Source organism: Bradyrhizobium aeschynomenes (genome assembly GCF_013178945.1).
Taxonomy (GTDB): domain Bacteria; phylum Pseudomonadota; class Alphaproteobacteria; order Rhizobiales; family Xanthobacteraceae; genus Bradyrhizobium; species Bradyrhizobium aeschynomenes.
In genome coordinates this window covers 539,907-566,575 of the sequence record NZ_JABFDM010000003.1, presented here as the reverse complement: position 1 = coordinate 566,575, position 26,669 = coordinate 539,907, and the positions used below count along the sequence as shown (strand labels likewise).

Genomic DNA, 26,669 nt, shown 5'->3' with positions numbered 1-26,669 from the left:
TGCACAACGACAACACATGGGGGAAGACGAGCATGAAGCTGGCGCGCGTACTGCTGTTCGGATTGATCGTCACGGCGGGGCTCGCCGTCCAACCGGCCGCGGCCGCCTATCCGGACCGGCCGATCCGCTGGCTGATCGGGTTCGCTCCGGGCGGCCCGGTCGACATCGTCGCCCGCATCATGGCGCAATGGCTGTCCGACCGCCTCGGCCAGCAGGTCGTGGTCGAGAACCGCACCGGCTCGGGCGGCAACATCGCCGCCGCCGCCGCGATCAACTCGCCGCCGGACGGCTACACGCTGCTGTTCGTGGCGCCGAACAACGCGATCAGCACCTCGCTCTACAAGAAGCTGCCCTATGATTTCATCCGCGACACCGTGCCGGTCGCCAGCATCATGCAGCTCACCAACATGCTGGTGGTCAGCAACGACCTGCCGGCCAAGACGGTCAAGGAGTTCATCGACTACTGCCGCGCCAATCCCGGCAAGATCGCCTTCGCCTCCTCCGGCAACGGCACCTCGGTGCACATGGCGGCCGAGCTGTTCAAGGCGATGACGAAGTGCGACATGCTGCATGTGCCCTATCGGGGTTCGGCGCTGGCCTTCCCGGACATCATCTCCAATAAGGTGCAGCTGATCTTCGACAACCTGCCGACGGCGCTGGAGCAGTCCCGTGGCGGCACCGTGCGCGCGCTCGGCGTAACGTCGCCGCAGCGCTGGCCGACCGTGCCGGACGTGCCCGCGATCGCCGAGACCGTGCCGGGCTACGAATCGGTCGGCTTCTACGGCATCTCCGCGCCGAAGGGCACGCCGCCCGAGATCGTCGAGATCCTCAACAGGGCCGTCGGCGAAGCGCTGAAGGATCCCAAGCTGGTGGCGCGGCTGGGCGAGACTGGCGGCATCCCGCGCGCCATGACCCCGGCCGAGTTCGGCAAGCTGGTCGCCGACGAGACCGAGAAGTGGCGCAAGGTGGTGGAATTCGCCGGCGTCTCGGTGGATTAGCGCCACGGCCGTCCCGGACGCGGGTGGTCCCGATGGAGGTGCCGGCAACCGGCCAAAACGACCCGGCAGCGGCATTGCCGGATCGCCGCCGGGGCTGTAAACGAAGCCCGCACCGTCGCCGGGTCCGTCGCGCCGCTGCGGGCAGGCCCGTCCCCGCCCGCCACCGCCACGACCCCCGCGCCGCGGGGCCTGTAGCTCAATGGTTAGAGCCGGCCGCTCATAACGGTCTGGTTGCAGGTTCGAGTCCTGCCGGGCCCACCAGCGAAATCAATGGCTTACAAGATCCCTGAACAGCCGGGGCCCAGGTTGGGGCAAAAGATCAGTTAGCTGATCTTTCCCTCTCTGTGCCTCGTACGTTCACTTGTTTCTGGTGCGGCGAGACCTCACCCGAGCATCACCAACAGAGAGACAATGATGACCACGACGCGAGCGCCTCACGCGCGCGGGACTTGCTCCTCGGACGACGTCGGCCTGGGCAGCAAGTTCGAGGTTCTCCACCCGGACACGCCCCGCGCTCCCCCAAGATCAAGGGCGCCCCTTGCCCGGCCGGCACATTCGCCAGCGACGACCGAAACGCCAAGCCAAGGGATATCGCGGTGATACGTGCGACCCCGGGGGAACATTCTTGAGTACCGCGTTGACACCATCAACGACACGAACCCGAAGCGTGGCAAGATCGATCTAAAGCAAGGCGATCCATGGGGCGGTCGAGCCTGGTACACGAGGCGAGGAAATTCCCTGACGTCCCCGCATGGTCAGGCAAATCTCGCTGTCCCCACCGAGTAGGTTCTGGCTTGGATCAACGAGCACAAAGGACGACTTGGTGTCCTCTGCACGGACGCTGATTAGGACGTCACCCCGCCTGGACGACCCGAGGAAGGATATCGCGCGCTCCCTCTATGGTCGAGATTCACATGACCATGGAAAAGAAGAAGTGACGGTGCAGGTCTGGTTGCAGTGGGAGCCAGCACAATGCAAAGGAATACATTGCAGGCGCTCCATGATCGATCTCGGAATGATCGCTGGACGCAGCGTCCCAAAGGAAGTGCGACTATGAAGAAGCTGCTGCTGATCGCTCTCGTTCTTGGATCCTCCCAAGCCGAAGCGGCGCCGACTTACACCTACCTGTGCCAGGATCACGGCCGCAAGCTGCCGGTCAAGATCGACGAGAGCAAGAACACCCTCACCTGGAAGGGGACTGTCTACAGCATCAAGGTCAAGGAGGACTGCGGCAGGTATGGCTGGCGCGCCGAGAAGGATGGCGTGGGCTTCGATTTCTGCACCGCCACCCAGGGCGCAGCTGACTTCGAGCTAAACGGCGTCACCTACGTCTGTGACATGAAGCGCTGATGTCTGCGCCTCGGGTCTACAACATCGACCACAAGGACGCGCCCGATGGGAGCATTTACATCGGGCCATGCTCCGATCACGGCAACCCGTGGCAAACGATCGGGCCGGCTCCATCGATATCTGCTTTCCTGGGGTGCGGCGGACCAGCCAGCACAGACAGCTGAAGGGCCGCTGCGTGAAGGGTTTCGGATGCCGGCCGCATGATTGACGGCGCGGCACATTCGGGCGGCCGGCGTCCGAAAGCCTCCAATGGTCATTGGCGGTTGACCGTCCAGGTGAGCCGATGCAGATCGGTGCGAACTTCAGCCGGCCGACGGCACCCTGTCCCGACGGAACGGCGTACGAGGCCGACCTCGGTATTGGTTTCGTTCAGGAGCTTGCCTGACCTCGCATTCGTCTGTGTGCGCAACTCACTTAAACAATGGCCGCACGGGGACATAGGTCGATTGTGCCACAGCGACTCCGAACTCGCATATCGCCGCGTCTTCGCTGTGCTAATTCCGCGAGCGCGATCCACAGCGCATGAGATCTACCCTAGTTGTTCCTAATAGGGAGACTCCGGGTTGCCCCTATTTCGCAGTGTGCACGATCCGTCCTGGCGAGCTCTCGCTCGTTCTCTGCTCTGTTCTGCCTTCGAAAGCGGGGTAGCATCCCTAAGCCAAAGACCGCGCGGGCACTACACCGCGCGGCCTTCGCTGGCACTGTCCTGCAGGCGCAGGATGCCGTCGCCGGAGCATCAATTCGCGCGTCGAGGCACCGTTCCAATACCCTTCGATCGAGACTTGCGGCCTGCGATTTCGATCGATGTCCTGTCGTCGATTGGATGCGAATTCGTACGTCCTTTCCAAATCGGCACCCACCGGCCACACGCCATCATTGATGACTAGGCCGTCCATGACAGCTCCGAGCCGTCTCATCTGCGGGATGGCCCACTCATCAACCTGTGAGTGAACTCGGTGAACCGGCTTTGTTCCATACTGCACGAAATAATTCGGACTCGCTTTCGCAAACTATCGGGCCGATAATCAGGTGTCACCGTCCGGCCCGCGGCATTCACCAGTGATGAGACCGCCAGTTGCGCTCACGCCTTCCCACGATGCAAGGAGCTATCATGCAAGAGCGCATCCGCGTCAACCAAACCCTCACACTCCATCAACGCCTGACTAACTTCGCGGAATGTGCGAACAAGCTGGCATCACGACTGCCCATCGGTCCAGAGAAGGACGCTGCCCTTCAGCGCGCACGCCAAGCCGACAACGCGGTGGCGATCAACGACTGGATCAGTCCTCAAGGTGCGAAAGCACGATAGGCGGGCTCAGACGGAACACGCAGGACGGGTGCCGGGGCAGATCCAGCCGTCGAAGAACAATTGCTAGAATGACGATGAAGAAGCGGCTCGAAGAAGTTGGTCAGCGCTTCCGGGTATCGAGCAGCAGTCCTGCCCATGATCACCGGGATCTCGATAGCGCCAGCTGACCAGACGTCATCCAGTCCCACGCAAGCTTCCAACCCGAAGAGCATGCTGCGCACGCGTCGCCGCCCATTTCTTGCGTGAGACTCGAGCGACGAGAGAACGCCCGGTGCGGATATACTGATAGATTACTTCGTCTCCGCGACTAACTCGACGCCCTTGAATTTGGCCGGACGTTGATACTGACCAGATCGTCACGTTGTTCAGTGGTCAACTGCCAATCCGCGCACTGCCGGTACAGCTGGCCGAAGACGTCGTGTAGCCTGCTGCGCGCGACCTCAACGATCTCGGTATCGTCGAATTCATGAGACCTGAGGAAGATCGGGATGGCGAATTCAGTCTGACCGTCATCGAAATGAAAAGTCAGACATATGTCCTCGCCCTCACGGTTCGGCGCAATCATCTCCAGACGGCCCACTCTGATCTTGAATTCGGTCATACCCGTCGCCTTCCCTGGTCACCTGCTGTTTGACGCCCTGTGATGTCACCTCTCCAGACCTCGGGTAGCGGCTACGAGCTGCAGCCGTTTCGCCATATATCATTGTCTGACTGTTCCGCCCTTGAGTGGCGAAGACGGCGACCAGCGACGCAATTCCACTTCCATCGTCACTCACGGGCCAGAGTTACGTCGTTGCAGTCTCTGGGCATCACGCCGGCTGCCAGATCACCGCTGCGCGGGTCGAGTTGCGAAGCGGACACCCGTCTCGCCGGAGCCTCTTCCCGCTTTGAGAGCTCAATCGCCCGCAGGCGGAACCGATGAGCCACGGCCCGATGCCGCGCCCGCGCTTCCGGATGAAAAGCGAGCAGGCTCAACAACTCGGCGTCATTACCTCGCTGCTCAAGCAGTTCTATCTCATCTTGTTGGATGGTCATCGGCGACTCCCTTATATCGGCAAAGATGCGCGGCCTGCTCGCCGCACGATCTGCCACGACGAATTGCTACGTCCTCAATTGGGGATGACCAGCGTCTACGCTCTTGTGCGTCGAATAGCGAGCCAAAACATCTGAATCACTGCTACCTGACGACACACGGTGGGATGATCACACTGAAGCTGAGAGCCGACATTTTGGTGCACCATTTATTCTGATCACAATGACTCGATATTCGGTCAGGGGTCACTATATGCTGACAGTCATCGCGCTTTTCTCCGGCCGATATCGGTGACTGGGAGTCGCATGCTCTCGCCGCAACCAGATAGGCGATGACATGTCGGACACTCCACGCTTTCGTCTTCGAGAGTGGCTGGTGCCTCCAGTCCTGTTACCGCTGTTCTTTGCGATCGTTGTCGCGGCGGTTGTCGTTTTCCGATGGTAAGTTGTGTCCGTCGCACTCCGTCTGCGCTGTTCATCGTCTGCGCTGTTCATCGGGTTCATTGATGTCCCTTGTTAAGACCACGAAACTCGCCCGTTCGGCCGCGAAACGTCGGAACTCGGCAGCCCCGTCCCGGCCGGCGAAGGGTCCGACACCGCGCACGATGCGGAAGCCCGACAGGACGTCCGGACGCACCAAGCTGTCCGATAGACTGGCCGCGGCTACTCAGGAACTCGCAAGTGGAATGACGGAGGCCTCTGCGGCGGCCGAACAGCTACGCCGCTCGATGGAACTCATCAGTTCCGGCGCAGAGGAGGCGGCAGGCGCCTCTCAGGAACAGCTGGTGTCGATCAGACTGATCTCGGCGAACATGTCCCAAGCTCGAAGCCACGCGGAAGCTTCGCGCCGGCGGACGGAGACGGCGCAGATCATGCTGGCCGAAACCGCCGCACAGATCGGGGCGTCGATCCAGTCGATCGAAAAGAACTCCGAGCGGCAAGCTGCGAACAGCAAGGTCATCGGCGAACTGGAGCGGCGGGCCGGGGAGATCGGAGAAGTGACCGGTGTCGTCAGCCGGATTTCGGATCAGACCAATCTGCTCGCACTGAATGCCGCCATCGAAGCGGCACGGGCTGGCGACGACGGCCGCGGCTTTGCCGTGGTCGCGGAGGAAGTCAGGGCCCTCGCCGAAGCGGCAGACAGGAGTGCCCACGAAGTCAAGGCCATGGCACTCGAAATCCAGAACAGCGTTGGGGAGACGTCCGCGATTGTGAAAACCGCGGTCGCAGCGGCCATCACGCAAGTGAAATCCGGGCATAGCATCGTCGACATCCTTGCCGGGCTTCGCGCTGACATGATCGACCTCGCCGAAGAAAGCCAACAGACCTTGACCTCAAGCATCGAGGCTGACCGCGCGATCCAGGAGGCCCAAAGAGGCGCTGAGCTGGTCGCTGGAGCTGCGGACGAGCAGGCCTCCGCCGCAAGCGAAGCGCAGACGGCGATCCGCCAGCAAGCGCAGTCGCTCGATCAGGGCCAGGCCGCCGCCCAGGCCTTGGTCTCCGCATCAGAAGAACTGCGCGCCGGATCATCCGGAGGGTTGGTTGCCGAGAACATCTCCAGCATGGCGGAAGAGCTATCGGCGACGGTTCAAGAGCTTTCCAGCGCCGCCAGCCAGATTTCGACTGCGGTTGAGCAGATCAGTCGGGGATCGCAGCAGCAGGCGGCCGCCGCACAACAAACATCGGCGGCGCTCGCGCAGATCGAGAAGAGCGCCACGGTCGCCCATGACCGCGGTCAGGCCGCCGTGGAGCGAACGGCTGCTATGGAACGCACTCTGGGGGAGGGGCGGATGGGCGTCGAGCGCATGATCGATAGCATTGGGCACACGCTCGGCACGACCCGCGGCGCGCTGGACAGCATTCTCTCGTTGGAGAGTGTCGGCCGGAACATCGAGAAGAACGTCGATGCGATCGCAGTTGTGACGATCCAGACCACCATGCTTGCGGTGAGCGGAGCTGTCGAAGCCGCCCGCGCAGGCGATGCCGGCCGCGGCTTCGCTCTGGTATCGAGCGACATTCGCCTCCTCGCCCGCGAGGCCTCTCAGAGCGTCGAGCGCATCAAGGATACGATCCGCGGCATACTGGACCACATCTCGCTCCTTCGCCGCGACATCGAGCAGATCATTGCCGCAGGAGATGTGGAGGTCGCGAAGAGTCGCGCAGTCGTCAAGGCGCTCGAAAGCATGAATGGAGAGATCATCACTCTGGGAAGCGCAAACAGGGACGTTCAACAGGGCGCGCACACGATCCTCGCTGCGATCGGAGAAACGACCACCGCAGCACGCCAGATCGCGACCGCAGCGGAGGAAGCCAGCTCCGCATCCCGCCAGGCTGCGGCAGCTTCGGCCGAACAAGCCCAAGGGGCGGAAAATCTCGCGGCGGCCGTCGAAGACATCGCTTCGTTGTCTGACGAGTTGAAGAGGCAGAATGGATGAGTTCAGAACGTCTGGCGCAGCTCGTGACCCGCGGTTTCTGACCTTCAGGAGCGCAGGACATCTCTACGCGGTGCCGGCAGATTCGGTGTCGGAAGTCATGCGGCTGCCGGCCATCGCCCGCGTGCCTCAGGCGCCGCAAAGCCTGATGGGATTGGCCAATCTGCGCGGGTCGGTCCTTCCCGTGGCGAGCGTGCGGGCTCTGCTGGGACGGAGTGAAGCGGCTGCCACCCCGGCCTCCCGCCTGATTGTACTCCAGGGGACATCGCCGGTTGCCTTGGCAGTAGACGAGGTCTCCGACCTCGTGCGAATCGCGCATGAAGCCATCAGAACGGCGGAAGCCGACGTCGCCGCGAGCACGGGCGAACGTCTTCAAGGCGTGTTCGAAAGCAAATCCGACGTTGTCAAGATCCTCGATATTCCAGAGCTGTTGCGCGTTGCATTCGTGGCCAGGACAACGAGCTTGCAAAAGGCAGATGTCGGTGCCGTTTCACGCGCCCCCGCCTGCGCTCTGGCGAACACTGTGAGAGCACGTGTGGTGACATTCGATGTCGCGGGTCAGGAGTATGCGCTGCCTCTCGGCGCAATCCGGGAGATCGTCGCGACGCCCGCCCATCTGACGATCGTGCCAGGAAGCGACGACGCAGTCCTCGGCATCGTGGCCTACCACGATCGCCTTCTGCCCCTGTTGTCGCTGCGGCGCCTGCTCGACCTGCCAGCCGCAGCCGGCCGCGGCGAACAGGCTCTGATCGTGTCGTTCGACGACGTCCTGATCGGCTTCGTCGCCGACCGGATACGCGCCGTGATTTCCGTCGATGTGGAACGCTTGGAGAAGCTACCTCCCGTTCTGGCAGCGCGCTTGGGCGGCGAAACGCAGGTCAAGGAGATCTATCGCGCTGCCAACGACAGGCTCATCGCGATCCTCGCTCCGGACCGCTTGTTGCGGGAGGACGTCATGAAGACCTTGGCGCAAAGCGATGCCACGATCAAGTCGACCCAGCGACACGCGCCGGAAGACGAAGTTGTCGAGTTGCGCTTCCTGGTGTTCCGGCTCGACAATGACGAGTTCGCGCTTCCGATCGACGCGGTGGACGAGGTTGCGCGGGTGCCCGATCAAATCACCCGTTTGCCCAAAGCGCCCGAATTCCTCGAAGGCGTCATCAATCTGCGGGGCGAGGTGCTGCCTGTGATCGATCAGCGCCGCCGCTTCGACATGCCGTCTTCGATCGCCACGACCGGCAAGCGGCTGGTCGTGGTTCGCACCGACAGGCACCGGGCCGGCCTGATCGTGGACAGCGTTTTGGAGGTTCTTCGATGCTCCCCGAATCAGATCACGTCCTCGCCCGACCTGGCCGGCGATAGCCACGACGTGGTGCGTTCCGTCATCAATCTCGAAGCGTCCGGCAGGATCCTGCTGTTGCTGGACCCCTCCACTCTTCTCACGCGCTCCGAGCGCGATCTACTTGATGCATTCGGCAAGGATCGCGGTAAAACGTCCCGGAAAATCAGGCCGTGATCAAGCTCCTCGTCGTCGACGACTCTGCCCTGGCCCGCAAGCTGATCGGCCAGATGTTCGCGACGGAGCCTGATTTCAGCATCCAGTTCGCGCGCAATGGCAGCGAAGCGCTTGGGCTGATTGCACTGGCGCGTCCAGACGTCGTGACTCTGGACGTCCACATGCCCGAAATGGACGGGCTTGCCTGTCTCGACAGGATCATGGTCGAGCATCCGTGCCCGGTCGTCATGGTGTCATCAGCAACGGCCGCCGGTGCAGAAGCGACGCTCGAGGCCCTGCGTCTCGGCGCCGTGGATTTCGTCACCAAACCGACCGGAGCGGTTTCTCTCCGCATCGCCGATATGGCGCAGCCGCTGATCGAAAAGGTGCGGGCCGCGGCGGGTGCCAGGCTGAGGAGCTCGCTGCGGCTTCGTGAAAGAGTTCGACATCGAACGGGGCAAACCTCCGGCGCCCTCCGTGCACCAGTCAGGAAGGCAAGGCCCGCCGCAAGGGGCGAGGGCCTTGTTCTGGTCGGAACGTCGACCGGTGGGCCTCCTGCGCTCGAGATGCTGCTCACGGCACTGCCAGCAACGTTTCCATGGCCCATTGTCATCGCACAACACATGCCCGCGACATTCACAGCCGCCTTTGCCCGTCGTCTCGACGGGATCAGCCAGCTCGCCGTGCAGGAGATCCGGACATCCGTCGCGCTGAAGCCGGGCTGTGCCTATATCGGCCGCGGTGATGCGGACGTCGTCATTTCCCGGCGCGCGGGCGATCTGGTCGGCATGGCAGCCCCTGCGCAGAGCGGCTACCCCTGGCACCCCAGCACCGACCGGATGGTGCGCAGCGCACTGAACCAACTCGATCCCCGTCAGTTGATCGGCGTGTTGATGACGGGCATGGGCAATGACGGAGCTGAGGCGATGGCCCTGATCCACGCGCAAGGGGCAAAAACGATCGCCGAGGCGGAGGAGACAGCCGTGGTTTGGGGCATGCCGGGCGAGCTCGTGAAGGCAGGCGGCGCCGATTATGTCGTTCCGCTCCACAAGATTGCGGCACAGCTCAGAAAATTGGTAGGCTGATGCAGGTGGTCAACGGGCTCTGCTCCGAGCCGCATCAAAGTCGCCACCGCTCGCATCCGCGCACGCCCACAGATGGCTGATCCACCGCCGCTCACAACAGCAGAACTGAGCAGACTTGCCGAATTCCTGTATCGCCGGACCGGCATGGTGTTTACGGAAGCGAAGCGCTACTACGTCGAACGGCGTGTCTTCGAGCGGATGTCCGCGACGTCGTACCGATCTTTCGCCGATTATTTCGCTCATCTGCGCCTCGACGCTGACAATGAGGCGGAGAGCCTGATCAACGCTTTCACCGTCAACGAAACCTACTTCTATCGTGAGGATCATCAACTGGCCTGTCTGACCACAGACCTGCTCGAACGGCGCGTGGCGGAGAAGCGTCCGGGCGATAGGATCCGGATCTGGTCCGCGCCGTGTTCGACGGGCGAGGAACCCTATTCCCTCGCGATCTGGCTGCTGGAAAACTGGAAGGACGTCGACGCCTACGAGATCGACATCGTCGGCTCGGACATCGATACGGACGCGCTTCAAGCAGCGGAGCAAGGCATCTTCGGCAGGAGAGCGCTCATGAAGCTCTCGCCCCAATTGATCCGGCGCTATTTTCAAGAGCTCGATGACGAGCGCTGGCTGATCCTGGACGAATTGCGGCGGTCCGTCCGCTTCTCGCGGGTCAATCTCGTCGACAGCGGGCAGACGCGCCCGCAAGGCGGATTCGACGTGATCTTCTGCAGAAACATGCTGATCTACTTCGACGAACAGTCGCGCCGGATCGCCGCGGAGAACCTTTACGACAATCTCCTGCCTGGCGGGTTCATCTGCCTGGGACATACCGAGTCGATGAGCCGGATCTCGCCGCTTTTCGAGGTCTGCAGATATGCCGACGCCATCGTCTATCGAAGGCCGCATGGGGCCGGCGCGTGAGCAAGCCGGCCAGACGGCGAACTCGCGTGGACGACCCTATCCGCGCGGACGACGACGTGCGGAAGCCCATCAGGCAACGCATGCCTGCTGATGACAGCATTCTCGTGTCAGGCGAGGGCCGATGAACGAGTTCATGGAACAGTTCCTCCTGGAGTCCCGCGAGCTGGTCGCTCAGGCGATAGACGATCTGCTCGCGCTCGGCCAAAATCCGGCCGATCGTGATCGGCTGAACGGCGCGCTTCGGGCTTTTCATACCCTGAAGGGGGGCGCCGGCATCGTCGACTTCGCCGCGATGGCGCGGCTCCTGCACGCGGCAGAAGATGTCCTCGCCGCGGGCCGGTCGTCCGAAGCCTCGATTCCTCCGGATGTGCTCGATCCGTGTCTCGCCTGCCTCGACCTGACCTCGCGATGGCTGGATGCCATGCAGGCGCGCGGCGAGACACCAATCGGTGCAGAGCTCGACGCCAACGACATGATCGCGCGCCTGCACGCGTCACGCGATGACGATGAGCACGCTCAGGCCTCCTTGCCTGAAGCCGGCGATTGGCTGGACCGGTTGGACGCCTCGGCGCTGGAGGCGATCGGCCGGCCACGTACCGCGCTCCGATACGTTCCGGATCAGGATGCCTTCTTTCAAGCTCACGACCCGCTGGCCTTCGTTGCTGCGCTCCCCAATGTGATCAGCATCGACGCTTGCCTCACCGGGTCGGCGGCTGCGCTCGAGATCATGAATCCGTTCAGCTGCCACCTCGATCTCGTCGTGGTGATGGCGGCATCCGGCGAAGACGTTCGGGCAGCGGCGGCCGGCGCCCTCGGCGTGACGGAGATACGCGAATTGGATCCACCGGGCGGCGTTGCCGTGACGACAGTGCTCGGAGAGCATAGCGCCGCGCCCGCGGTCGAGGCGATCGAGAGGTCGCTGATGACAACCGATCCTGCTTCTGTCCAGGCGGACCTGCCCCTGCCCGCTCATTCACCCGCGGCCTTGCGCGTCGCGATGAGCAGGATTGATACCCTGGTCAAGCTGACCGGCGAATTGATCGTCCTCAAGAACGCGCTCGGACACTCCGCCAGGCTCAGTCAGAACGATACGACATCGGGAGCCCTCGCAGCGTCGCTGCGTCAACAACACGCTCAGTTCGAGCGATTGGCGACAGAACTACAGACGGCGGTGCTGCGCATCCGCGTTCTCCCGCTGCGCTCCGTCTTTCGGCGATTTCCCAAGTTGGTGAAGGAAATTTCGGCCAGTGTCGGCAAGAGCGTCAGGCTGGTGAGCGAAGGGGACGACACCGAGGCAGATGCCATGATCGTCGAAGCTTTGTTCGAGCCGTTGCTGCACATTCTGCGCAATGCGATCGATCACGGCATCGAAGATCCGCACAGCCGCGAAGCGGCAGGCAAGCCGGCCATGGGCACCGTCGTCCTACGGGCCCGCCGCGATGCCGACAGCGTGGTGGTCGATGTCCGAGACGACGGTGGCGGAGTCGATGTGGCTCGCGTGCGCGCCGTGGCTGCCGAACGGCAGATTGCAGGACCCGGCGTCTTGGCTGCAATGGCGGACGCCGAGGCGGCAAATCTGATCTTTCTGCCCGGCTTTTCGACGGCCAGCGCGATCACCGAGTTGTCGGGCCGTGGCGTCGGCATGGATACGGTGAAGACGAACATCGAGCGCCTCGGAGGGAGAGTCGTCCTCGAGACCCGGGACCGTGTCGGAACCTGCATCTCTCTGGTTCTTCCTTTCAGCCTGATGAAGACGGCCATCATGACGGTTGAGGTGGCCGGTCAGGTCTGCGGTCTGCCACTCGATACGATCGTGGAGACGACGAGCGTGCATCGCGATCGGGTTATTCAGATCGGATCCGGCCACGCGGTCGTGCTGCGGAATCGCACTCTGCCGCTCATCGACCTCGCGCACGCGCTGGGCTTTCGGCAGGAACGATCGGCCTCCACGGAGGCTAGGATCGTCGTGATGTCGGTGGAAACTCAAATGGCCGGGCTGGAAGTGGACCGGCTGGGCGAGCGGATGGACGTGATGCTGACGCCAATGGACGGACTGCTGGCCGGGGTACGCGGCATAGCAGGCACCAGTTTGTTGGGCGACGGTCGGGTCCTGATCGTTCTGAATGCTGAGGAACTGCTCGGATGACGGTCGTTCTGAACCAAAGCGGAGCGATACAACTGATCGGCGCCTGCTCCGTCGACGACGCTGAACCATTGCTGCAACTGCTCCTGGCCAATCCGATCGCCCCCATCGATTGGCGCAACTGCGACACCGCTCATGCCGCCGTCATCCAGGTCTTGCTGGCCGCGATGCGACCGCTCCGCGGCCCACCTGCCGGCACACTCCTGAAGGGGCTTAAAGGCCCTGCATTCGGCCCATTTGACCGAGGAAATGCTTCCCCTGCCGCACCGAAGATGCAACAACCGATCGGAGCATTCGGATCCGAATGTCGTGCTGTTCCGGAGAAGGCATGCCTTACACGCTCCTGATCGTCGACGACAGCAAGCTTGCGCGCATGGCGGCGACAAAGGCACTGAGGGCCCTCCACCCGGATTGGGCGCAAGTTGAGGCCGGAAACGGCGATGAAGCGATTGCGCTCGCCAAAGAGGCGGCGTTCGACATTGCGATCCTGGACTTCAACATGCCCGGACGGGACGGCCTGCAGCTTGCCGCCGATCTGCTGAGGCTCTGTCCGACGACGCCACTCGCCATCGTTTCGGCGAACCATCAGACAGAGATCGTCGCGAAGGCCGAGCACATCGGGGCTATATTTCTACCAAAGCCACTGAACGAACAGGCGCTGGGCGCATTTCTGAAGATGGCCGCAGGAAAGCTAGAAAAAGGACAGGCATGACCGCAGCGCCCGCCGAGTTGCTGACAGAGTTGCAACTCGACGCGCTCACCGAGCTTGTGAATCTCGGAGTCAGCCGCGCTGCCTTGAGCCTTCGAGATATGGTTGGTGCGCAGGTACACCTGTCGGTGCCGACGGTTTCGCTACGAAGCCGCGCTCACGCGGTCGCCGTTCTCAGCAAGCGCGAAATGTCCGATCTGGTGGCCGTGCATCAGGTCTTCGAGGGCGACATCACCGGCCGCGCGCTTCTGATCTTCCCGGAAACGAAGAGTCTCGAACTGGTCCGCGCCATCACGGGAGGCGATCTCCCGCTCGAGGACATCATCGAGCTCGAGCAGGAAGCGCTCGCAGAGACCGGCAACATCCTGCTCAACAGTTGCCTTGCCACGATCGCCAATCTGCTCAATCGGGGTCTCAAGATGTCGCTGCCGGAAGTCTTGCGCGGCAATGCCTCGACCTTCTTCAGCCTGGCGCCGACGTCGGAGGCTGGCGATGTCGTCATGTTCCTTTTCATCAACTTCGCGGTTCGCGAGCGCGATATCAGTGGCTATATCGCGATGATCATGGATCTCCCCTCACTGACCGCCCTGCGCCTTCTGCTTGACGAGTTCATCCAACGAGAGACAGGCGTCGGGATCGATGTTGGCAATCAGCGAACTTGAACGAATTCAACTTGCCGACGCCTTCGACGCATTGGATTCGGGCGTCGTGGTGCTCGATCGTCATCAACGCATCGCCTTCTGGAACCACTGGCTTCAATCGGCAAGCGGCATTGCGCCTGAGCAAGCCGTCGGACGAAGCCTGCCTGCGCTATTTCCAGATGCCTCGCTCGACCAGTTGTCAATCTGCATCGCTGACGCTCTTACGTTAGGCTCCTCTGCCCTTCTGACCCATTCGCTGCATCCGGACCTGTTGCCGCTGCGGACGCGGGCTGGGCTCCCGCTGATCCACAACGCGACGGCCCGTCCCCTCGGCTCGCATCCGCCCTATTCGCATTGCCTGCTGCAGATCGCCGATGTGACCGTCTCCGCACAGCGCGAGCGCGTTCTCCGCGAGCGGCAGAATGCACGCTATGACGCCGTCGTCGAGAGTGCTTCGGACGTCATCGTCACCCTGGACGTCAACGGCATCGTCCAGTTCGCCAATCCAGCTGCGGCGCGCGAAACGCAATATCGCCGATCCGAACTCGTGGGATTCTCGCTGGGAAGGCTGTTCGAGGAACGTTGTCGGTGGGAGGACCTCTGGCGGACAGCGCTGAACGGCAATCCTTCCCCTTCGGTCGAGTTGGTTGCACGGCGCAAGGACGGCAGCAGGACGTTCCTCGACGTATCGGCATCGCAATGGTCGAGCGCAGGCCGGATATTCGTCACGGCCATCCTGCGCGACGTCAACGAACGCCATACCGCAGTGACGGAACTGCGCGACCTGAACCTCAATCTGGAACAGCGGGTGGCAGACCGCACGCAGGAGCGGGACCGCATATGGCAGGTCAGTCGCGATATGCTCGGCGTGGCAGCCGCCGATGGCCGATGGATCAGCATCAACCCTGCATGGACGAAGGTCCTCGGATGGCTGCCGGCCGATATCCTGGGAAGGACCTCCGACTGGCTGCAGCGCCCGGAAGACCGTCCGAAGCTGCGTGACGCCGTCAGCAAACTGGCGGCCGCCGAGCAGACGGCGGATTTCGAAAGCAGCTTTCGAACGCGTGAGAACGACTATCGGGTGCTGTCATGGACGGCGATCAACGTCGAAGGGCTGCTCTATTGCGTCGCGCGCGACGTCACCGAACAACGCCGCCAGCAGGATGCCCTTGCCGAGGCTGAGGAGGCCTTGCGGCATGCCCAGAAGATGGAAGCCGTGGGACAGCTGACCGGAGGGCTGGCGCACGACTTCAACAACCTTCTGGCGGGGATTTCGGGAGCGCTCGAACTCCTGAAGCTCCGCATTTCACAGGGCCGCTACAAGGACGTCGATCGCTACATATCAACGGCACAGGGCGCGACCAACCGCGCCGCGGCGTTGACCCATCGCCTGCTGGCATTTTCCAGACGCCAGACGCTCGATCCCAAGGCGACCGAGGTCAACAAGCTCGTCGGCGGAATGGCCGACCTGATCAGGAACACCGTCGGCCCCTCCGTAACGGTTTCGGTCGCCGACAGCGCGGATCTCTGGATCACGCTCGTCGACCCCAATCAGCTTGAGAACGCCTTGCTCAATCTCTGCATCAATGCGCGCGACGCGATGCCGGACGGCGGCAGGCTCACGATCGAGACCGTCAACAGCTTCGTCGACAGTGCCAATGCGTTGTCTTCCGAAATGATCACCGGCGAATACGTGCGCCTGTCCGTTTCGGATACCGGAACTGGCATGAGCAGCGAGGTCGTCAAGAGGGCCTTTGATCCGTTCTATACGACCAAGCCCCTCGGCCAGGGGACCGGTCTCGGTCTGTCCATGATCTATGGTTTCGCCAAGCAATCGGGCGGGCAGGTGCGGATCGAGTCCATCCTTGGAGAAGGAACGACCATCCATCTCTTTCTGCCGAGGTTTCATGGCCAAGAACACCCTCAGGGCGAGCTACCGACGCTTTCGCAAGCGCCTCGCGCCGATGCTGGCCAGACGGTACTCATCGTGGACGACGAGCCGTCGGTGCGAATGCTCGTCGGCGAAGTGCTCGCTGAACTCGGTTATCGCACGATCGAGTCCGCCGATGGCGCAAGCGCACTGCGGGTTCTTTGTTCCGACGCCCGTGTCGATCTTCTCGTCACCGACGTCGGCTTACCTGGCGGAATGAACGGGCGGCAATTGGCGGATTTCAGTCGCACCGCGCGTCCCAGCCTGAAGATACTATTCATTACGGGCTATGCCGAGAAAGCCGTGATGGACGCTCCCGGGCTGGATAAGGGAATGGCGATCCTCACCAAGCCATTTGACATGGACAGCCTCGCCAAGCACATCAGGGATCTGCTCGCTGACTGCGGAAGTCTAACCGCCTGATCGAATCCTCCGGGGCAAGGACCGGCCTCCTCACTCACCGATCGAAGCTTCTGAACAGAATTGCTGCGCGCGCGTCAGCACCGGACACGAACGCGCCACGTATCGGAGGGGACCGGCTGCGTCGCCGTTCTTGCGCGACATGCCAACGAATGTCCTGGCTATTGCGGCGCGATGGGCGCATGATGGCAAGTGACAGAAGGGCGATCTGACCTTTCGCGGCTTCGCTACGAAGATCATGATGCGCCGTAGACCGCGCTTGCGGAGCCAAGGCGACGCCGTTGATCGGGCAGATCGCAATTGCCAATCGGCAAGCTGCGAATACGGACACCGTCAATGATTGATGAACCGGTCGATCTCGACATGCATCGAGGTATGGCGGCACAGAAGGCGACCGACCTGCGGCGTGCGGTTGCCGAAGTCGAGGCTCAACTCAAAGAACTACGGGAGCGGGAAGCCGATCTCGAACATCGTATGCTGACGGTCCCTGCCGCCTCGTGGCCCGAGGCCGCCGTCAAAGCGCAGCATCTGCTCACCCTCTATGCCGCGAGCTTGCCTGCTGAGGACACGCGGCACCGCGCGCTGGTGACGGCATTGCTGGACGACTTCGCACGGCTCTCGGGAGGATAGGACGGCCCCGCGAGGCCGCCGGGCCGGTTCAGTCTCGCTTGCGCACGCCGCGCGGCCGCCAAGCACCAATTCAATTGATGCCATAGAAGCGAGACGATCGACGTCGTCGGCTTGCTGAGCATGCTGGAACCGAAATGTTGCCGGCGGATTGCACGTACGACGTCGGTTGGACATGTCATAGATCCTGCAATGAAGCCCGCTGAGGCGGCTCGGAGGACAGCTCGTGAAAATCCGAGTCGGCTACGAGATGATATATGAATTTCCGCAGCCCACGCCGATGATCATGGTGCTGGGCGTACACTTTACCCGGGCGTCAGACATTATTGCCCCGGACTTTCTGACCACAGAGCCCTCAGTTCCAATTACTCCTTATCGCGACGGCTTTGGAAACTGGTGCAGCCGTATTGTCGCTCCGGCTGGCCGCATGCGGCTCGCCGCAGACGGCATCGTTCGCGACACCGGCTTGCCCGACGCCGTCGTCCCCTCGGCGTCCCAACATGCCGTCGAGGATCTCCCCGCCGAGACGCTCGTCTACCTCCTTGGCAGTCGCTACTGCGAAACAGACCGCCTTTCCGACCAGGCCTGGAAGTTGTTCGGGAAGACGCCTCCCGGATGGCCGCGGGTTCAGGCCATTTGCGATTTCGTCCACCATCACATCCAGTTCGGCTATGAGCACGCGCGTGCCACCAAGACCGCGTCGGACGCGTTCAACGAGGGCAAGGGCGTCTGCCGCGACTACGCGCATCTCGCCGTGACATTCTGCCGCTGCATGAACATCCCGGCGAGATATTGCACCGGCTATCTCGGTGACATCGGGATGCCTCCCCCCTATCCGCCGGGCGATTTCGCCGGGTGGTTCGAAGCCTATCTCGGCGGCCGCTGGTACACATTCGATCCGCGCAACAACGTGCCGCGGATTGGACGCATCCTGATTGCGCAGGGCCGCGATGCTGCCGACGTCCCGATTACGCAGACGTTTGGACCGAACACTCTGGTCAGCTTCAAGGTGTGGTGCGATGAGATGACGCCATAATACTCTTGCGACATCTGCTCAAAACAAGACGTTGCCGATGCCCACGCCGATAAGAAGCTATGCAAAGCTCATTCGTACGACATCGGCACTCGGCGCACTGTCCTCTATTGCTCACTTTTGACGATTTATATTTGGACGGGAGTGGCTCGCAATTTGCCTCCCTGATGCACACATTTGTGTCTTGCGTAGGCACTTCGGCCGCTATGGTCGGACGTCGACCAAGGGAGGGTTCTCTCATGCCGCTATCACACTTTCGGATCGACCAGAGTCCGCACACCATGGACGGGCTACGGCTCTTTGCGCAGGATGGAAACGATCCCGTCGAGGCATTCGTCAGCAGGCGAGTCCTGGACACCTGGGCGGAGTCTGTCGAACATCGTGGAGGCCATCAAAGCCTGTTCCGGAATCAATATAACGCGCTGGGGCAGCTGAATTTGCCGGCATTAACGCGGATCGTGAGCGCCAAATATGAGCGGGGTCCCGCCTTCAATCGTCAGCATCCCTTCATCGACGTTCTCTTCTCCGACATTGCCGAGAGCGAAGAAGACTTGAATCTCACCGAGCTCGTCCGCGACGAGCTACCGCCACGGTTTCATCGGTTGACCTGATCCACTCTCCTGCTCTGCCCACTCTGGCAAGTCGCTCGGCGACTATCCTTGAAGAACATGCCCCAGCGCCTTGAGCGTCCGCACACGATCGCTGACGATCTTGAGGATCGCCAGCATTGGAACGGCCAGGATGGCTCCCGGCACGCCCCACATCCAGAACCAGAACACAAGCGACAAGATGATCAGGACTGGATTTAAGGTGAAACGCCGTGCGAGCAGCATGGGAGTGAGCGTTTCGCCCTCGGCGAGATGAATGCCGAAATAGATCGCCGCCGGCAGCAGAGCCCACCATAGACTCTCCGAACTCAACATCCCGACCAGCAGGAACATCACCGTCCCCAGCAGCGGCCCGAGGATCGGGACGTAGTTGAGCAGGAAGGCCGCGGCTCCCCACAACAACGGGTCTCCCAGCCCGCAGAAATACATCGCCGCGGCGGTTGCGATTCCGACGGCGGCATTCATGGCGGTGATCGTGAGCAGATACGCGGATATGTCGGCTTCGATCTGCTGGAAGATATCGACCGCCTGACGCTTGTCGGCAAAATTCGGCAGCACCTCGACAAGCCGGCGCAGGAAGATGTCGCCGGCGACCAGAAGAAAATAGAGGACCAGGATTGTCGTGAACAGACCATCGAGGATGGCGCGCGTTCCGGCTACGAGCAGGCCGGTCAATCCGAGATCCCGGCGGATCGAAACAGTCTGGCCCTTTTTGTCCGGAGAGTCCGCAACGTGTTCCGCCTGCTGGATGACCTTCTGCAGCGCCTCGATTGGACGCTTGAGGACCACCAGGTGGGCCTCCAGTCGCGGCAAGCCCTCGGGCAACTTCTCCGCCCATGTCGCAGCAGGCAGCGACAGGGCCGCGACGAAGGCGATGACTGAGCCCAGCACCACCAGGATCGTCAGGAGTGCTCCGACAGCACGGGGCAAGCCGCCGCGTTCGAGGACCTGCACGGCCGGCTGCAGGATGAGTTGCAGAACGAAGGCGAGCACCACGGGGAGCACGATTGCGCTCGCCACATACACGGCCGCAAGGATGGCCAGAATCAACAAGCTGCCGAGGAAGAAGGTCTGCGGACTGGACGGCAGAGGCATCTCGACAATCTCGTCGTCCGAGATCGGGAGACCGTCCGATGGCGGAACAGTCGCGTCGCTGCTCGGCGGCGAAGGCGCTTGGGGAACTGAAAACGAGACCACCGTCATTCCTCCAAGCGCGACGAGAACTCAGCGGTCTCGCGACGGCGGGCGAACCAGCCCCAGGGCATGAGCGCCCCGTCGGCTTGTCGTATCCGGTCGACTAGTGGATGGTCTGAGCAGCAGCCTCGTCGACGGCTGCCATGAGCTCGGGTGTCGCCGATTGCTGAATCATATGCCCTGCGTCGGCGATCCGATGCAGGCGACTGCGTTTCACGTCCTCGTGCAGCCTGACCGATTGCCGTGTGATATCGATCACCCGATCGTCCTCGCCCGCGATGATGATGGTCGGCACATCGAGTTCTCCGCATGTGCGGGACGATGCAAATGCGGCGGCGATCATCAGCGTCGATTCCGCCGCGCTGGCTCGGATCTGTGATGGCCGAACCGCCATCGCCTTCGGAAATCCGGCGAACTTGTCCGGAATTGCCCGCGGGCCGAACATCTTGCGCATCATCGCAGGCCACATCAGCCGGCTCAGGAGCGGAGAGATGGTGGACGTTATGAGGTCGCCGAGCCCCGGTATCGCCGCGATCGACGACGCGGCCACATCCGCGCGGACGGTCGGATAGTAATATCCGGATGCCAGCACCAAGGCTTCCACGAACGAGGGATGCCTCGTGGCCATCGCCAGCGCAACCGAGGCTCCCCATGAATGGCCCAGCACGATGGCCCGAGACACATTGATCCGTTCGAGCGCCTTCACGAACAGGTCTGCCTGTGCCTCCGGCGTCCAGACCACATCGCGCGGCCGCGAGCTATGTCCGAAGCCAGGGCGATCGAATGCGATCACCCGGTAATTTTGCGCAGCGAGATCGATGAGGCCGCTCGATTGAAAATCCTGAATCATGCTGCCATTGCCGTGGAGCAGCACCAGAGGGCGGCCATGGCCGCGCTCCACGTAGTGCAGACGAACCCCGTCGACCTCGATGAATTCACCCGCCGGCGGATTGTCGCGCTCTGCCTTCTTTCCGAGCTGCCAATTGATGATCGCGCTCGCCGTCGCAACGGCGGCTACTCCAGCTAGCGCCGTGACAGCAGGATGTCGCTTCAGCGCGATCCAGCTGACGGACCAAAGCGAAGCAGAACTTGTTGCAGGAATCGACATCGGCAGTACCTCACGTGATCTGCACGATGCCTCGGAAGTGAGAAATGTTGCAGCTCGATTCCAACCGTGGTCGCTGAGCTTCGTTCCTGTCGGCAGGTGCCGACAACTCCCCGGTGCGCCCGCAGACGATCCGCGCCATATCGTCGCGAACCTGGGACGCGATGACGCGTGTTGGCTGTCGAGCGGGCGGACACCGAAGAGCGACGGCGCAGACACGAGGGACGCCGACCGAGGAACTCGACGACGTCTGGGCAGGCAGCAGTCTATGAGAAGCAGTTCCGATATGAGGAGCAGTCCCGAGACCGCGCGGTGGTCGAGATGATGAGGAACTAACGAGCAGCGCTGCCGGCGGCAACGGAGCCCGCTTTTCTGTTCTCTGCTTCGAGGAATAGTGCAATATGAGCCGAATATGGGGTGGTCCGGACATTGAGGTCCTGGCTCGCCTCCCCCGCGAGGCCGCATGAGTTCCGAAAAGCCGAACGAAGACATCGTTTCGTCCGTGGTGACGCATCGTCGGCGTCCGCCCTCGCTGGTGGTGGGCATCGGAGCATCTGCGGGCGGGCTGGCGGCATTCAAGACTTTCTTCGACAACATGCCGACCGACACCGGGATGGCGTTTGTCCTCGTCCAGCACCTCGATCCCGATCACAAGAGCCTGCTGGTCGAGTTGCTGCGCCCGCATACGGCCATGCAGGTTGTGGAAGCGACGGACCGGGCGCCGCTCATGCCCGACCAGGTTCATGTGATCCCGCCAAACGCAACACTGACCCTCGAGGGTGACATCCTCAGGGTTTCGACGCCCTCGCCCGCGCGGGAATATCGTCGCCCCATCGATACTTTCTTCACGTCGCTGGCCGAGAACCAGGAGGATTGCGCGGTCGGCATCATCCTGTCCGGCGTCGGCAGCGATGGCTCGCTGGGTATCAAGGCAATCAAGGAACATGGTGGCTTCACGCTCGCGCAGGCCGAGCGCGACGAAACGGCGATGACCGGGATGCCGAGCAGCGCGGCAGCAACGGGACTTGTCGATCTCGTGTCCTCGGTCGAGAGCCTGCCATCGAAGCTTCTCAAGCACCAGGCTCACCTGGCGAAGGTCGAGGAGCAGAAGAGCGATGGCGCTCGCGACGATATCCGGGAAAGCCTGAATGCCATCACGGCTGTGCTGCGCAGGCGGCTCAAGCACGACTTCAGCGGCTACAAGCAAAATACTCTCGTGCGGCGGATTCAACGCCGCATGCAGGTGCTTCAGATCGAATCCGTGCCCGCTTACGCTGAGCATCTCCGGGCTGAGCCGTCGGAAGGAGACGCTCTCTTCCGGGAACTGCTGATCGGGGTCACCCAGTTTTTCCGCGACGAAGATGCCTTCGAGGCGCTGAAGACGAATGCCTTGCCCGCGCTGTTTGCCGGCAGGCCGGCGGACGAGCCGATCCGTGTCTGGGTCGCCGGCTGTGCCACCGGCGAGGAGGTCTATTCCATCGCCGTCCTGCTGCAGGAGTTCATGGGCGCGCGGCGTATGGAGGCGGCGGTCACCATCTTCGCGACCGATATCGATCCGCAGGCCGTCGCTTTCGCGCGCGCGGCGCGGTACCGCCGCACTGATGGTTTGTCTCTCGAGCGGCTGCAACGCTGGTTCGTCAAGGACGGTGACGACGTCGTTCCGGTTCATGCCATCCGGGAGATGTGCATTTTTTCCGAGCATAACCTGGTCCGGGATCCCCCATTCTCCAGGATCGACCTCATCTCGTGCCGCAACGTCCTGATCTACATGGAGAACGATTTTCAGCATCGGGTCATGCAAACGTTTCACTATGCGCTGCGGCCCGGCGGCTTCCTGTTCATCGGGCCATCCGAAAGCGTCAGCCGTGAATCGCGATTGTTCACCGCGGTCGACAAGAAGCATCGGATCCTGCAGCGACATGAAGGCATGCGGGCAGCCCTGCCGGATTTTCTACCTCAGCCAGGCGGCTCACCTACACTGAACCCCGGCGCGGCTCGCATCGAGGATCAGATCGAGAAGAGCGCGCGCCGCGCCATCGCTAGGCATTCTCCCGCCTATTTCGTGATCGATCGTCATCATAACATCGTGCGGTTTTCCGGCGGCGAGACCGGGCGCTACCTGGAGCCGTCGGAAGGCAATGCCAGTCTCGACCTGTTCGCGAACCTGTCGAGAAGTCTGCGCACCCAGGTGCGCCGCGCCGTCGAGGCAGCGTTTTCGTCCGGCCAGGCGGTCCAAGAAGACAATCTGGCGCTCGACGGCAGGCCATCGGTCGACCTGATCGTCGAGCCGATCGTCGAAGCCGGCAAGCCGCCGGCCTTGCTGGTGGTGGCCTTTCGGGTGCGCCAGCAGCAGAGCGATCAGGTTTCCAACGCAATCGCGTCGCCGTCTATCCAGCAAAACGTCGAGACGCTGCAACGCGAGCTGCATGCCCTGCAAATCCGTCATCAGGCGACCAGTGACGAGCTGGAGAGCCAGATCGAGAACATGAAGTCCGTGACCGAAGAATTCCAGTCGGTCAACGAGGAACTGCAGTCGTCCAACGAGGAGCTGGAAACGGCCAAGGAGGAAATGCAGTCGGTCAACGAGGAACTGCAGACCATCAATGGCGAACTGCACGGCAAGAACGAGCAGCTGCTGCAGGCCAACAACGATCTGCAGAACCTTCTCGACAGCACGCAGATCGCGACCATCTTTCTCGACGACGATCTCTGCATCAGGAACTTCACGCCGGCGGCGCGCGAGGTGTTTTCGCTGCGCGACAGCGACCGTGGCCGGCCGATGACGGAGATCGTGTCTCTTCTGTCCTACGACAGGCTTCTTGACGACGTGAAGAAGGTCCAGCGCACGCTTGGCGTTGTCGAAAGCCAGCTCGATTTGAAGGACGAGAGCGCAACCTACATCATGCGGATGCGTCCCTACCGGACAGTCGCCAACCTCATCTCCGGCGTCGTCATCACGTTCATCAATATCAAGGAGCAAAAGCAGCAGCACGACCATCTGCAGATATTGATGAAAGAGCTGCAGCACCGGACCAAGAATCTGTTCGCGGTCGTCCAGTCGATGGCACGCCAGACAATTCGAAATAGCGTATCCCTGCAAGACTTCGAGCCGCAATTCATTGCCCGACTGCACGCGCTTGCAAAATCCAACATGCTGCTCGTCGAGCAGGAGTGGAAGAGCGTCAGCTTGAGCAAGCTGGTCGAGGCTCAACTCGCGCCGTTTCTCGGCACCGACACCACGCGGCTCAGGCTGACGGGCCCGCCCGTCTCGCTGCCCAGCGACATTGTCCAGACGCTCGGACTGGCCCTGCACGAACTCGCAACCAATGCATCGAAATACGGAGCATTGTCGGTGCCGAACGGAAAGATCCTGGTGAGCTGGAGCTTGGACGAGAGCGGCGCCCCGTCCGACCTTTTCAAAATGGAATGGCGCGAGCGGGACGGCCCGCCCGTCAAGCCGACGACGCACAAGGGATTTGGTCACCGGGTGATGCAGCAGATGGTGACGCAGTCGCTGGGCGCCAGTGTCGAGATCGATCTCGCGCCGGACGGATTACGATGGCGCATCCAGATGCCCGCCAGCAGAGCGCGGAATCCCGTTACCCGGTTGCTCAAATGACCGGTAGCAGCCAAGAGTTCCCGTGCAGGTGAACGTCCTGCGTGACAGGAGATTCCTCGGTCAAGATGGATGACGGGTGGGCACATTGGCGCGAATGGCCGCGAAGATTTCTCGCGTTCTGGCCAGTTCCGCACCGAGTTCGCTTTTGAGCCTCTCGCCTCTGGCTCTCTCCCGGCTGCAGTTTTCGAGCGCAGAGGTGGTCTGCAACATGCTCCACGGCATGATGGTCCCGGTCCCCGGCCGCAAAACCTCAGAAAAAGGCAGTTGCATCAGCACGTTCCGATCGACATCCACGATGTCGAACGCGTCCGTTGCGGGATCTTGCCGCGCCCGCAGCTTTTCGAACGCAATGGCCAGTGCGGTTTCACATGCATCGAGATAGGCGGCCTCGAGCGATGCAAAGTCTGTCCCGACGTCATCCGTGAACGTCGTACCGCCCGATGAATAATTGAAATAGAATTGAGGCATGCAGATACTCCTTCAATCAACGGGCATGGCTTCATGTCTGCCAATATATGGGGGGTGTCCATGAAAGCCACCTTGTGACACGAGCGTCGTTCATCCCGCGGCACATCGCGCCCGAGTGATGCATCGATCGTGTCCCTCCTGACATGCGAGAGGGCGCGGAGAAGGCCGGACCTCGGCTGAGGCCCGTGGCCCGCCTGCTCGAAAGAATGCAGGCGGCAGGTACCACAGGTCCAGCCGGACAGGCCCGGCCTTCCCCGCGCGATGGTGTTACGGTGTCCTTCGTGCTCTCCCTGGGGATCGGCTCTCTTGCCCCCATCGCCCGCGCGTGCCGTCACAGCAACGACCGCGAACTTGACCTCAGCGTCGAGAGGCCAGGACCACACGACTTCGCCGTCCGCAACGGCTCGCGCTCGTCTGGCACGGCCGTCACGTCCATCGCCACCCACCTCAACGTTCGTGACGACGCGTACGTCCCTCTGCTCGAGGCGGGTTGCAGGGATGAAAACATGAATTCTGAAAAATAGCAAGAAGTTTATTTTTTACAGAACATTCGATGACGCTGCCGCGCACAGGGCTCAGTCCGGCTTCGGCGGCTCGATCCAGATCCCCGGGTCGGAATGGGTGCGGATGTAGTCGACGAGGAAATCGGCGAACACCCTGATCTTGGCCGGCAGCCGGACGCGGTTCTGGTACGCGATGTTCATCGTCAGGAGCGGCAGCTCCCAGTCGAGCAGGAGCGGCACCAGCCGGCCGGCCAGAATGTCGCCCTGCACGATGTAGAGCGGCTGGATCAGGATGCCGAGTCCGGCGAGCGCAGCGCCCCTGATCACCTGGCCGTCATTGCTGTCGAGCGTCGGCGCGATCCGAATGCTCTGGGCCGTCGTGCCGTTGCGCAGGGACAGCGAATACGGATCGTTGGCGAGGTTGTAGATCAGCATGTCGTGACGCACGAGATCGCCGGGAACGACGGGGCAACCACGGCTCGCGAGATAGGATGGCGCCGCCGCCAGCACGCGCCGCATCTGGCCGATGCGGCGGACGACGATGCCGGAGTCCGGCTCATGCTCGCGGGTGCGGATCGCCACGTCGATGCCCGCCTCGATGAAATCCGGATAGCGGTTGGCGGCGATGATCTGCAGGTTCAGCTTCGGATACATCGCGCGGAACGCCGGCAGCATCGGCGCAAGATAGATCGTCGCGAACGACAGCGAACTGGTGACGCGCAGCATGCCCTGCGGCGACAGCGCGCGATCGCTCACGGCGTCCTCGGCCTCGGCCAGCTCGTTGAGCAGCGTGCCGCAGCGCTGCAGCAGCTCCTGCCCGGCCTCGGTCAGCCAGAGACGGCGCGTGTTGCGCTCGATCAGGCGCACCGCCAGCCGTTCCTCCAGCGCACTGAGATGCCGGCTCGCCGCCGCGTTGGACATCCGCAAGGACTCGGCGGCCTTGGACAGGCTGCCCAGCTCGGCCGTCCGGGAAAACACCTCGAGCTGGAGGAGACGGTCCATTGTTACGCCAAGCGGAAAACAGAGTTACAATTTTTGGGCTTTATT

The 26,669-nt window shown here is 62.2% G+C and carries 22 protein-coding genes and 1 tRNA gene; 17 read left to right on the top strand and 6 right to left on the bottom strand.

The window, feature by feature from the left end; all coding sequences use genetic code 11:
* Positions 1-32: 32 nt before the first annotated feature.
* The 4 genes from HL666_RS11635 to HL666_RS11620 all read left to right on the top strand — a co-directional run bounded on the left by HL666_RS11635 (position 33) and on the right by HL666_RS11620 (position 3,657).
* Positions 33-998, top strand: a complete 966-nt coding sequence (locus HL666_RS11635; RefSeq protein ID WP_172181505.1) for a Bug family tripartite tricarboxylate transporter substrate binding protein — start codon at positions 33-35, stop codon at positions 996-998.
* 185 nt (positions 999-1,183) lie between these two features.
* Positions 1,184-1,259, top strand: a tRNA-Ile gene (locus HL666_RS11630).
* A gap of 792 nt (positions 1,260-2,051) precedes the next feature.
* Entirely contained in the window at positions 2,052-2,348 is a 297-nt protein-coding gene (locus tag HL666_RS11625; protein ID WP_172181503.1) for a hypothetical protein, read from the top strand.
* Between the two features lie 1,111 nt (positions 2,349-3,459).
* Positions 3,460-3,657, top strand: coding sequence for a hypothetical protein (locus HL666_RS11620; RefSeq protein WP_172112284.1), 198 nt, complete (start codon positions 3,460-3,462; stop codon positions 3,655-3,657).
* Between the two features lie 307 nt (positions 3,658-3,964).
* On the opposite strand, the gene HL666_RS11615 is transcribed toward HL666_RS11620, so the two are convergent.
* Both HL666_RS11615 and HL666_RS11610 read right to left on the bottom strand, forming a co-directional pair.
* Entirely contained in the window at positions 3,965-4,258 is a 294-nt protein-coding gene (locus tag HL666_RS11615; protein ID WP_172112285.1) for a hypothetical protein, read from the bottom strand.
* A gap of 167 nt (positions 4,259-4,425) precedes the next feature.
* Complete coding sequence (locus HL666_RS11610; RefSeq protein WP_172112286.1) at positions 4,426-4,692, bottom strand: hypothetical protein; 267 nt, start codon at positions 4,690-4,692, stop codon at positions 4,426-4,428.
* Positions 4,693-5,375: 683 nt separating this feature from the next.
* Here HL666_RS11610 and HL666_RS11605 point away from each other — a divergent pair.
* From HL666_RS11605 to HL666_RS11550, 12 genes are all read left to right on the top strand, one after another.
* Positions 5,376-7,124 (top strand): methyl-accepting chemotaxis protein, encoded by a 1,749-nt coding sequence (locus HL666_RS11605; protein ID WP_246741520.1) that lies wholly within the window; start codon positions 5,376-5,378, stop codon positions 7,122-7,124.
* Positions 7,117-8,637 carry a chemotaxis protein CheW gene (locus HL666_RS11600; RefSeq protein ID WP_172181499.1) on the top strand — a complete coding sequence of 507 codons (1,521 nt, stop codon included), beginning with the start codon at positions 7,117-7,119 and terminating at the stop codon, positions 8,635-8,637. Before HL666_RS11605 ends, HL666_RS11600 begins: the two co-directional genes overlap by 8 nt.
* Entirely contained in the window at positions 8,634-9,701 is a 1,068-nt protein-coding gene (gene cheB, locus HL666_RS11595; protein WP_172181497.1) for a chemotaxis-specific protein-glutamate methyltransferase CheB, read from the top strand. The genes HL666_RS11600 and cheB overlap by 4 nt, the downstream gene beginning before the upstream one ends.
* A gap of 72 nt (positions 9,702-9,773) precedes the next feature.
* Positions 9,774-10,622: a CheR family methyltransferase gene (locus HL666_RS11590; protein WP_172181495.1), complete on the top strand. Its 849-nt coding sequence runs from the start codon at positions 9,774-9,776 to the stop codon at positions 10,620-10,622.
* A 121-nt stretch (positions 10,623-10,743) separates the two neighbouring features.
* Positions 10,744-12,768 (top strand): chemotaxis protein CheA, encoded by a 2,025-nt coding sequence (locus tag HL666_RS11585; RefSeq protein ID WP_172181490.1) that lies wholly within the window; start codon positions 10,744-10,746, stop codon positions 12,766-12,768.
* Positions 12,765-13,112 carry a hypothetical protein gene (locus HL666_RS11580; protein WP_172181488.1) on the top strand — a complete coding sequence of 116 codons (348 nt, stop codon included), beginning with the start codon at positions 12,765-12,767 and terminating at the stop codon, positions 13,110-13,112. Before HL666_RS11585 ends, HL666_RS11580 begins: the two co-directional genes overlap by 4 nt.
* On the top strand, positions 13,094-13,477 hold the full coding sequence (locus HL666_RS11575) for a response regulator transcription factor (protein WP_172112293.1): 384 nt from the start codon (positions 13,094-13,096) through the stop codon (positions 13,475-13,477). Before HL666_RS11580 ends, HL666_RS11575 begins: the two co-directional genes overlap by 19 nt.
* Positions 13,474-14,136 (top strand): chemotaxis protein CheX, encoded by a 663-nt coding sequence (locus tag HL666_RS11570; RefSeq protein WP_172181486.1) that lies wholly within the window; start codon positions 13,474-13,476, stop codon positions 14,134-14,136. Before HL666_RS11575 ends, HL666_RS11570 begins: the two co-directional genes overlap by 4 nt.
* A complete protein-coding gene (locus HL666_RS11565; protein ID WP_172181484.1) occupies positions 14,114-16,468 on the top strand; it encodes a PAS domain-containing hybrid sensor histidine kinase/response regulator in 2,355 nt (784 codons plus the stop codon). Before HL666_RS11570 ends, HL666_RS11565 begins: the two co-directional genes overlap by 23 nt.
* Positions 16,469-16,801: 333 nt before the next feature.
* Positions 16,802-17,095 carry a hypothetical protein gene (locus HL666_RS11560; RefSeq protein ID WP_172112296.1) on the top strand — a complete coding sequence of 98 codons (294 nt, stop codon included), beginning with the start codon at positions 16,802-16,804 and terminating at the stop codon, positions 17,093-17,095.
* A gap of 223 nt (positions 17,096-17,318) precedes the next feature.
* Complete coding sequence (locus HL666_RS11555; RefSeq protein WP_172181482.1) at positions 17,319-18,128, top strand: transglutaminase-like domain-containing protein; 810 nt, start codon at positions 17,319-17,321, stop codon at positions 18,126-18,128.
* A gap of 236 nt (positions 18,129-18,364) precedes the next feature.
* Complete coding sequence (locus HL666_RS11550; RefSeq protein WP_172112298.1) at positions 18,365-18,736, top strand: signal transduction histidine kinase; 372 nt, start codon at positions 18,365-18,367, stop codon at positions 18,734-18,736.
* Between the two features lie 42 nt (positions 18,737-18,778).
* Here HL666_RS11550 and HL666_RS11545 read toward each other — a convergent pair whose 3' ends face one another.
* Both HL666_RS11545 and HL666_RS11540 read right to left on the bottom strand, forming a co-directional pair.
* The gene (locus tag HL666_RS11545) at positions 18,779-19,936 is read right to left on the bottom strand and encodes an AI-2E family transporter (RefSeq protein ID WP_172181480.1); all 1,158 of its coding nucleotides are present in this window, start codon (positions 19,934-19,936) and stop codon (positions 18,779-18,781) included.
* Positions 19,937-20,030: 94 nt separating this feature from the next.
* Complete coding sequence (locus HL666_RS11540; RefSeq protein ID WP_172181478.1) at positions 20,031-21,035, bottom strand: alpha/beta fold hydrolase; 1,005 nt, start codon at positions 21,033-21,035, stop codon at positions 20,031-20,033.
* A 460-nt stretch (positions 21,036-21,495) separates the two neighbouring features.
* Here HL666_RS11540 and HL666_RS11535 point away from each other — a divergent pair, with 460 nt between their 5' ends.
* Positions 21,496-24,651, top strand: a complete 3,156-nt coding sequence (locus tag HL666_RS11535; RefSeq protein WP_172132376.1) for a chemotaxis protein CheB — start codon at positions 21,496-21,498, stop codon at positions 24,649-24,651.
* A gap of 60 nt (positions 24,652-24,711) precedes the next feature.
* Here HL666_RS11535 and HL666_RS11530 read toward each other — a convergent pair whose 3' ends face one another.
* Together HL666_RS11530 and HL666_RS11525 are read right to left on the bottom strand one after the other, a co-directional pair.
* Positions 24,712-25,119 (bottom strand): DUF6894 family protein, encoded by a 408-nt coding sequence (locus HL666_RS11530; RefSeq protein ID WP_172181476.1) that lies wholly within the window; start codon positions 25,117-25,119, stop codon positions 24,712-24,714.
* A gap of 575 nt (positions 25,120-25,694) precedes the next feature.
* Positions 25,695-26,624 (bottom strand): LysR family transcriptional regulator, encoded by a 930-nt coding sequence (locus tag HL666_RS11525; RefSeq protein ID WP_172132374.1) that lies wholly within the window; start codon positions 26,622-26,624, stop codon positions 25,695-25,697.
* Positions 26,625-26,669 lie beyond the last annotated feature (45 nt).

What these genes read in the sequence shown, in the direction of transcription:
- HL666_RS11635 (WP_172181505.1), top strand. Translation starts at nt 33, where the DNA reads ATGAAGCTGGCGCGCGTACTGCTGTTCGGATTGATCGTCACGGCGGGG.
- HL666_RS11625 (WP_172181503.1), top strand. Translation starts at nt 2,052, where the DNA reads ATGAAGAAGCTGCTGCTGATCGCTCTCGTTCTTGGATCCTCCCAAGCC.
- HL666_RS11620 (WP_172112284.1), top strand. Translation starts at nt 3,460, where the DNA reads ATGCAAGAGCGCATCCGCGTCAACCAAACCCTCACACTCCATCAACGC.
- HL666_RS11615 (WP_172112285.1), bottom strand. Translation starts at nt 4,258, where the DNA reads ATGACCGAATTCAAGATCAGAGTGGGCCGTCTGGAGATGATTGCGCCG.
- HL666_RS11610 (WP_172112286.1), bottom strand. Translation starts at nt 4,692, where the DNA reads ATGACCATCCAACAAGATGAGATAGAACTGCTTGAGCAGCGAGGTAAT.
- HL666_RS11605 (WP_246741520.1), top strand. Translation starts at nt 5,376, where the DNA reads ATGACGGAGGCCTCTGCGGCGGCCGAACAGCTACGCCGCTCGATGGAA.
- HL666_RS11600 (WP_172181499.1), top strand. Translation starts at nt 7,117, where the DNA reads ATGGATGAGTTCAGAACGTCTGGCGCAGCTCGTGACCCGCGGTTTCTG.
- HL666_RS11590 (WP_172181495.1), top strand. Translation starts at nt 9,774, where the DNA reads ATGGCTGATCCACCGCCGCTCACAACAGCAGAACTGAGCAGACTTGCC.
- HL666_RS11585 (WP_172181490.1), top strand. Translation starts at nt 10,744, where the DNA reads ATGAACGAGTTCATGGAACAGTTCCTCCTGGAGTCCCGCGAGCTGGTC.
- HL666_RS11580 (WP_172181488.1), top strand. Translation starts at nt 12,765, where the DNA reads ATGACGGTCGTTCTGAACCAAAGCGGAGCGATACAACTGATCGGCGCC.
- HL666_RS11575 (WP_172112293.1), top strand. Translation starts at nt 13,094, where the DNA reads ATGCCTTACACGCTCCTGATCGTCGACGACAGCAAGCTTGCGCGCATG.
- HL666_RS11570 (WP_172181486.1), top strand. Translation starts at nt 13,474, where the DNA reads ATGACCGCAGCGCCCGCCGAGTTGCTGACAGAGTTGCAACTCGACGCG.
- HL666_RS11565 (WP_172181484.1), top strand. Translation starts at nt 14,114, where the DNA reads ATGTTGGCAATCAGCGAACTTGAACGAATTCAACTTGCCGACGCCTTC.
- HL666_RS11560 (WP_172112296.1), top strand. Translation starts at nt 16,802, where the DNA reads ATGATTGATGAACCGGTCGATCTCGACATGCATCGAGGTATGGCGGCA.
- HL666_RS11550 (WP_172112298.1), top strand. Translation starts at nt 18,365, where the DNA reads ATGCCGCTATCACACTTTCGGATCGACCAGAGTCCGCACACCATGGAC.
- HL666_RS11545 (WP_172181480.1), bottom strand. Translation starts at nt 19,936, where the DNA reads ATGACGGTGGTCTCGTTTTCAGTTCCCCAAGCGCCTTCGCCGCCGAGC.
- HL666_RS11540 (WP_172181478.1), bottom strand. Translation starts at nt 21,035, where the DNA reads ATGTCGATTCCTGCAACAAGTTCTGCTTCGCTTTGGTCCGTCAGCTGG.
- HL666_RS11535 (WP_172132376.1), top strand. Translation starts at nt 21,496, where the DNA reads ATGAGTTCCGAAAAGCCGAACGAAGACATCGTTTCGTCCGTGGTGACG.
- HL666_RS11530 (WP_172181476.1), bottom strand. Translation starts at nt 25,119, where the DNA reads ATGCCTCAATTCTATTTCAATTATTCATCGGGCGGTACGACGTTCACG.
- HL666_RS11525 (WP_172132374.1), bottom strand. Translation starts at nt 26,624, where the DNA reads ATGGACCGTCTCCTCCAGCTCGAGGTGTTTTCCCGGACGGCCGAGCTG.